The 6,932-nt window shown below is 62.2% G+C and carries 6 protein-coding genes; all 6 read left to right on the top strand.

Annotated elements, in window-relative coordinates:
- Positions 1 to 457, top strand: a 457-nt coding sequence (locus tag Q0G85_RS09995) for a hypothetical protein (RefSeq protein ID WP_297157561.1), incomplete at its 5' end; no start/stop codon positions are given.
- A complete protein-coding gene (locus tag Q0G85_RS09990) occupies positions 454 to 2,271 on the top strand; it encodes an ABC transporter ATP-binding protein (protein WP_297157558.1) in 1,818 nt (605 codons plus the stop codon). The genes Q0G85_RS09995 and Q0G85_RS09990, both read left to right, overlap by 4 nt.
- Before the next feature lie 167 nt (positions 2,272 to 2,438).
- Positions 2,439 to 2,711: a hypothetical protein gene (locus Q0G85_RS09985; protein ID WP_297157555.1), complete on the top strand. Its 273-nt coding sequence runs from the start codon at positions 2,439 to 2,441 to the stop codon at positions 2,709 to 2,711.
- 471 nt (positions 2,712 to 3,182) lie between these two features.
- Positions 3,183 to 4,952, top strand: a complete 1,770-nt coding sequence (locus tag Q0G85_RS09980) for an adenine deaminase (RefSeq protein WP_297157553.1) — start codon at positions 3,183 to 3,185, stop codon at positions 4,950 to 4,952.
- Positions 4,953 to 4,960: 8 nt separating this feature from the next.
- A complete protein-coding gene (gene guaD, locus Q0G85_RS09975; protein ID WP_297157551.1) occupies positions 4,961 to 6,346 on the top strand; it encodes a guanine deaminase in 1,386 nt (461 codons plus the stop codon).
- 111 nt (positions 6,347 to 6,457) lie between these two features.
- A partial coding sequence (locus Q0G85_RS09970) for a GTPase (RefSeq protein ID WP_297157564.1) occupies positions 6,458 to 6,932 on the top strand: 475 nt, incomplete at its 3' end.

The following is a 6,932-nucleotide window of genomic DNA, read 5'->3' as shown; positions in this document are numbered from 1 at the left end:
CTTCTACATGGGGCCGCCAGTGGGCGTTTCCATGTGGCCGATGCTTCGCAACCGCCACGACGTGATGATGGTGGTACCAGCCGAGGGCGAGCTGCGCCGCTACGATGTGGCGCTGTATCGTCGCGGCGAGAAGTACGTGCTGCATCGCGTGGTGGGATATTACGGGAACGGCCCCAAAAAAGGCTACGTGATCTGCGGAGATAACTGCGTCATGCTGGAATACATCCCGCGTGAGAACGTGCTTGGCGTGCTGCGAGGCTTCTATCGCGATGGCCGCCACATCGATTGTGAGACTTCCCGCGGGTACCATGCGTACTCGAAGCTGTGGGTGGCGCTGTTCCCCGCGCGCAAGGTGTGCAAGGGCGCAAACGCTGCGGTAAGGCGCGCGGGAAAGCGCGTTCTTGTGGCTTGTGGCCTGCGCAAACACGATGCTGCGAACGAAGCGGGGCGAAAATGATGCGCGGGGCAGAGGCGCGCGAGCAGGACAAGGTCACCTACGCGTGGCTGTTCGCGCAATCGAGGGCGCAGCATGGCCGCATCGTGACGCTGTCGGTGTTGTGCACGGTGCAAGCGGCAGTGCTCGTGAGCTTCGCTCTGGCGTGCCGCGCCGTCATCGACCAGGCGGTCGCGGGAAACGTCGACGGCTTGCTGGCAAGCGCGGCGGTACTTGCAGGCGTTATCATCGCGCAGCTGGTGCTTCGCCTGGCTATCAACAGCACCCAGGAGCGCATTCGGGCCCGTTTTGCCCTTGAGCTGCGGAAATCGATGCTCGATAGCATCTTCGCCGCGCGCTTTGGCAACGTTTTGCGCTTCCATTCCGGCGAGCTTTCCAACCGCATGTTCTCCGACGTGCAGGTTGTATCGAACGGCGTGGCGACCATCATCCCGAGCTTCGTGTCCATGCTCATGCAGCTCGTGTTCGCCATTGCGGTGCTCGCGCTGATCAGCCCGCCCATGGTGGCCCTGTTCGCTGCCGCCGCGCTGCTCTCGTTCGTTCTGGCGCGCACGCTGCGCGGGCGGTTGAAGGCGCTGCACAAAACCGTGCAGGAAAAGGAAGGCGCCGTGCGCGTGTTTATGCAAGAGGCGCTCGAGCATCAGCTGGTCATTCGCTCGTTCGGGGCACAACCCGCCACGAGTGCGCGCGCCGACACGCTGCAGGAGGAGCACTTCACGGCGCAGATGCGCCGCCGCGGGTATTCCATCGCCGCCAACGCCAGTTTCTCGTTTTTCTTCAACGCGCTGTATGCCGTGTCACTCACGTGGTGCGCGTTCGAGCTTCTGCACGGCACCATGAGCTACGGCACGCTTATGGCGGTGTTGCAGCTGGTCGCGCGCATTCAGGCGCCAGTTTCCAATCTGTCGGGCATGATGCCGCAGCTCTATCAGACCCTCGCATCGGCGGAACGCCTGATGGAGGTCGCGGCGCTGCCGCATTCGGAGAGCCGTCTTACCCTGTCCGCCACAGAATTCTATCAGCGGCTTTTGGGCGTGCGGATGAGCGACTTGGCGTTTTCGTACAACGACGAGGGAGGCGAAACGGCGGACAGCGTTGCGCCTGCTGAAGGGGCTGACGTGGAGGGCAGTCTTGCGCCAGAAGATGAGGCCGAAGAGGAAGAGACCGCAAGCCTTTTCTGTGCAGATATTTTTGTGCCCAAGGGTTCCTTCGTGGTGGTGGAGGGCCCTTCCGGCTCGGGGAAGTCCACGCTGTTCAAGCTGGCGTTGGGCGCCTACGATGCGGCTGGCTTCGTGTACGAGCTCGTCGGCGGTGCCGCAGCACCGGGGCGCGCGACCCCCGAAGCTGACGCGGCAGCTACGTTGTGCCCCGCCCCGCAGGTACCGCCTGGCGTGTTCGCCTACGTGCCACAAGACAACTTCCTGTTTGCGGGAACCGTGCGCGAAAATGTGGCGTTTGCTGCCGCCGATATAACCGATGACCTGGTTAAACATGCGTGCGAAGTGGCGTGCGCGTGGGATTTCGTACAAGAGCTTCCGCTGGGACTCGACACGATGATCGGCGAGCACGGACAGGGACTTTCCCAGGGGCAACTGCAGCGGTTGGCCATTGCGCGCGCGGTGTGCTCAGGCGCGCCTGTCATGGTGCTCGACGAGGTCACAAGCGCGCTCGACGAGGCAACCGAAGCTGCCGTGCTTGCCAATATTGCCGCTTTACCTGGGAAGACAGTTTTCGTTGCCGCTCATCGCGCAAAAGCTCGCGAGTTCGCGACCTTGCGCCTTCGCGTGGAAGATGGCGTAGTGAGCGAAGTGCGTTAGGGCGTGGTCAACATGGTGAATCCCCAAGTTGGGCGGCATGTATTGCAAGTTGGCCAACCGGTCGCCAAATGCTTCTCATTTGAGACATGGGGTAACCTGCGATGTTGGTATTATTTTACATGTAAATACCAGCCTAGCTGGTGTCGACCATTGAAGGGAGAGCCGACATGGGATTCATGGACAGCGTCATGGACAGCTTTAACGACGAGGCTGGGAAAATCAACACTGGAACAGGTCAATATCGCGTCATGCAGGTCGTCCTGAGGGAGAAGTTCGTCGGCAAGGGCTCGAAGAACTTTGCCGAAATCGAGGACCTCTGCAACCAGCAGTATGCCGAGGGCTATCGCCTGCACACGTTCGCGCAGTCGACGGCGGGATCCACCGGCCTCGGCGGCGGCGATCGAACCGTTTGCAACCTTGTGTTCGAGCGCATGGGCTAACTCAGGCGCGCGGAAAGCTTCGCATTCAGATGCATCTCGCAGTATGCGCCCCCAAGCGTTCGCAGGCGCTTGGGGGCGCTCTTTATTAGCGGCTCGTCCCGCGCCCCAGGGCTCCTCCTCACGTGGACTTGTAAGCGTAGTCGTGATATAGTTCGCCCATGTCGTTAGGCGATAAGGAGCGTCGGAGCGGTGCATTTCCCCTGCATAGCAACACCAAAGGCCCATGCGCCCTCCTCCACGTCGCACGAAACTCATCCCGTAAAGGGGCGATCTCGCAACCTTCTCACGCACCATCAAGCTGCCACGCGGATGCCGGCCAGTGAGCACCCGGGAACAAGGCGCTCGCGCACCCTTCGCGCGTGGCTTCAAGCTAAACGACATACTCCATTCAGCGATAAGCGCGCAGGGCAAGGGGCTCTGTGCGCTTTTGCGTTTTAGAAGACGAGAGCGGTTTACGCGAAAGGAAAGCGCATGGACACGGAACTTCTGAGCGTTGCAGGTGGAATCAAGCCGGCCGACGTGGTCATCACGGGCGGTCGCATCGTCAATGTCTACACCGGTGAAATTTACGACGGCGGCGTGGCGATTAGCAACCAAACTATCGCGGCGGTTGGCGACGTCGACTATTGCATCGGCGAGGGGACGCGCACGATCGACGCCGAGGGCGCCTTCATCACTCCGGGTTTCATCGACGGCCACATCCATCCTGAAAGCTCTGACCTGGCCATTCGCTCCTTTGCAGAAGCTGTCCTCAAGCATGGCACCACTTCCATCATGACCGACCTACACGAGGTCGGCGTCGTTTCGGGGCTTCCTGGCATCGAGGCGGTTCTCGAGGAAAACGAGGTCACCGACCTGAATCTCTACTTCGTCGTGCCCTCGCATGTGCCCTTCTCGCCAGCACTCGAAACGAGCGGCGGAAAGTTCAATCCCGAGATCATCCGCGAGGCGCTGAAGCGTCCAGACGCCGTGGGCATCTCGGAATGCGTCGGCCCCTACGTTCTTGCCGACCTGCCCGACCTGCTTGAGTCGCTCGACGACGTCGCCTCGATGAAGGGTATGACGGCGCAGGGCCACCTCGTCGAGATGAAGGGCAAGGACCTCAACAAATGCGTGGCGGCGGGCATCTCCACCTGCCACGAAGGGCTTTCCGCCGACGACATCATGGACCGCGCACGCGTGGGCGTCCATGCCATGTTGCGTGAATCCTCGGCGGCCCGCACCCTCTCTGAACAGCTGAAATGCATCGTAGGCAAAGACATCGACACCTCCATGATGAGCATCGTCACCGACGACCTCCACTGCTGCGACCTCGCGTCGACGGGGCATCTGGACCACCACCTGAAGCTCGCCCTTGAAGCCGGCGTCCCGTTCGCGAAGGCCATCCAGATGGTCACCATCAACGCCGCGCGCGCCTTCGAGCTCACCGACATCGGGGCGCTCGCTCCCGGAAAGCGCGCCGACGTGAACATCGTCTCGGGCGACACCGCCGACGACTTCAAGGTCGTAAGCGTCTTCTCGCGCGGCAAGCAGGTCGTCGACCACGGCGAGCTGCTCGTCCACTACGAGAAGGCCACGCACGACCCCTGCCTGCTCAACACCACCAAGCTCTTGAACCCCATCACGCCCGACAGCTTCAAGATCGCAGCCCCCGAAGGCGCCAAGCGCGTGAAGGTGACCTGCATGGACACGCTTCCATGGATCCCTATCACGCAGCCGCGCGAGGTCGAGCTCGAATGCAAGGACGGCTATGTGGCCTGCGACGTTTCGCAAGACGTCCTCTACATCGCGCAGGTCGAGCGCTACGGGATCAACGGCAACGTCGGCCGCGCGTTCATGGGCGGCTTCCATATGACGAGCGGCGCGATCGCCTCTTCGGTCGGGCATGACAACCACAACGTGATCGTCATGGGCACGAACTTCGAGGACATGGCAACCGCCGTGAATCACATCATCGAAATCGGCGGCGGACAGTGCCTGGTCGACGGCGGGGAAGTCGTCGAGTGCGTGGAATACCCCATCTGCGGCCTGCTCACCGACCTCTCCTGCGAGGAGCTCGCTGCACGCAAGAACGCGCTTAACGCCGCTTGCGCCGAACGCGGCTGCATCATTTCCATCCCCTTCATGTTCCTCTCGTTCATCTGCCTGGCCGCGCTGCCCGCGTACGCCATCACTGACCACGGCTTCATCAACGTGATGACCCCGCAGATCGAAGACCCCATCAAGGGCGTCGTGGAATAGGGCGCGCGATGGCAAAGACTACGCAACCGAGGGCGTTTTACGGGTCGTATTTCCACGCGCCCGAATACGGCAGCTTCGAGTATTTGGAGAATGCCCTCATAGAAGTAGGGGAAGACGGCGTGATCGAACGCGTCATCGCGCACGACGACCCCGATCAGGGTGCGGCGCTTGCCCGTGCGCGCGAGGCCGGCGAGCTGTATGAGCTGGGGGAGAACAGATACGGCCTGCCTGGCTTCGTGGACATCCATGTTCATTCTCCCCAGTGGCCGCAGGCGGCGCTCGCGCTTGACGAGCCGCTCTACCGGTGGCTTGACGAGCGCACGTTTCCTTTGGAATCGAAGTTCGCGGACGTCGATTTCGCGAAGAAAGTGTACTCCGACCTCGTCGATCAGCTGCTTGCGCGAGGGTCGACGACGACGGTATACCTTGGAAGCGCGCATTTGGACGCAACCGTGGCGCTTGCCGAGATCTGCGCCGATCGCGGTCAGCGCGCGCTCGTGGGCAAGACGGTGATGGACGACCCCGCCGCGAACCCGGATTACTATCGCGATGCCTCGCCTGAGCAGGCGATACGCGATACCGAAAGCCTTATCCGCGAGGTAGAGGCCATCGGGCGGACAAGCCGCGCGGGTGCCTGGCCCGTCATCACGCCGCGCTTCACTCCCAGCTGCACCGATGAAGTGCTTCGTGGCCTGGGCAATCTGGCTGAATACACAGGGGCCTACGTACAGACACACTGCAACGAGGGACAGTGGGAACACGACGTGGTGCTCGAGCGCTTCGGCAAGACCGACCCCTACGCCCTACGCGATTTCGGCCTGCTGCGCGAGCACTCCATCATGGCACATTGTCCCTATCTCACCGAGGAAGAGGGCGAGATGTTCGCTGAGCTGGGCGTTTCGATTGCCCATTGCCCAATGGCGAACTCGTACTTCTCAAGCGCCGTGGCCCCCATCCAGCGCTTCCGCTCGCAGGGAATCCACGTGGGGCTCGGCACCGACATATCGGGCGGGTACAGTCCGAGCATGTACGAGAACATCCGTCAGGCGGTGCTCGTGTCGCGCCTGCTCGAGACGGGCGTGAACGCACAGCTTCCGCCCGAGGATCGCGGCGGGCTCGGCGAGGGCACGCGGCTGTCCCTTGTAGAGTCGTTCTGGCTTGCCACCGCAGGCGGCGCTGAGGCCTTGGGGTTGCCGCTTGCGACCTTCGAGCCGGGGCGCGCTTTCGACCTGCAGGTCATCGACGTGAAACGACCCGATAGCGACCTTACGGGTTTCGGCGTGTTTGATGGTCCGATCGACCGGCTCGCCCGTATCCTGTACCTGTCGGTCCCCGACAACGTACGCCAGGTGTTCTCGCAGGGAATCCTCGTGTGCGACAAGGACGCGAGGTAGGGCGCGCGTCTCGGCCGTTTGCGCACGGCCTGTGGTATCATGAATCGAACTGACTGCACACACGCCGCCGCGAGTTTCGCGGCGGCGCTTTTGAGTGAGAAAGAAGCTTCCATGTCGCTTTCCATCGGAATCGTCGGCCTGCCGAACGTCGGCAAGTCCACGCTGTTCACCGCGCTTACGAACAAGGGCGGGCTTGCCGCGAACTACCCCTTCGCCACCATCGAGCCCAACGTGGGCATCGTTCCCGTACCCGACGCGCGCCTCGACGCGCTCGCGGCAATCGATCACCCGGCAAAGATTGTGCCCGCGACGGTAGAGTTCGTCGACATCGCAGGCCTGGTGGAAGGCGCGAGCAAGGGCGAGGGCCTGGGCAACCAGTTCCTCGCGAACATCCGCGAGACTGACGCGATTTGCGAAGTCGTGCGCTTCTTCAGCGACCCCGACGTCGTGCACGTGAACGGCAAGGTTAACCCGTCTTCCGATGTGGAGACCATCAAGACCGAGCTCATCCTGGCCGACATGGGCACGCTTGACAAGGCCATCCCGCGCCTGGAGAAGGAAGCGAAGCGAGACAAGGCGGGCGTCA

Origin of the sequence: uncultured Ellagibacter sp. (assembly GCF_934617235.1) — a bacterium.
GTDB lineage: Bacteria > Actinomycetota > Coriobacteriia > Coriobacteriales > Eggerthellaceae > Ellagibacter.
Note: the sequence above shows the minus strand (reverse complement) of the source record. Positions and strands in the feature narration are given on the sequence as shown.

What these genes read in the sequence shown, in the direction of transcription:
- Q0G85_RS09980 (WP_297157553.1), top strand. Translation starts at nt 3,183, where the DNA reads ATGGACACGGAACTTCTGAGCGTTGCAGGTGGAATCAAGCCGGCCGAC.
- guaD (WP_297157551.1), top strand. Translation starts at nt 4,961, where the DNA reads ATGGCAAAGACTACGCAACCGAGGGCGTTTTACGGGTCGTATTTCCAC.
- Q0G85_RS09985 (WP_297157555.1), top strand. Translation starts at nt 2,439, where the DNA reads ATGGGATTCATGGACAGCGTCATGGACAGCTTTAACGACGAGGCTGGG.
- Q0G85_RS09990 (WP_297157558.1), top strand. Translation starts at nt 454, where the DNA reads ATGATGCGCGGGGCAGAGGCGCGCGAGCAGGACAAGGTCACCTACGCG.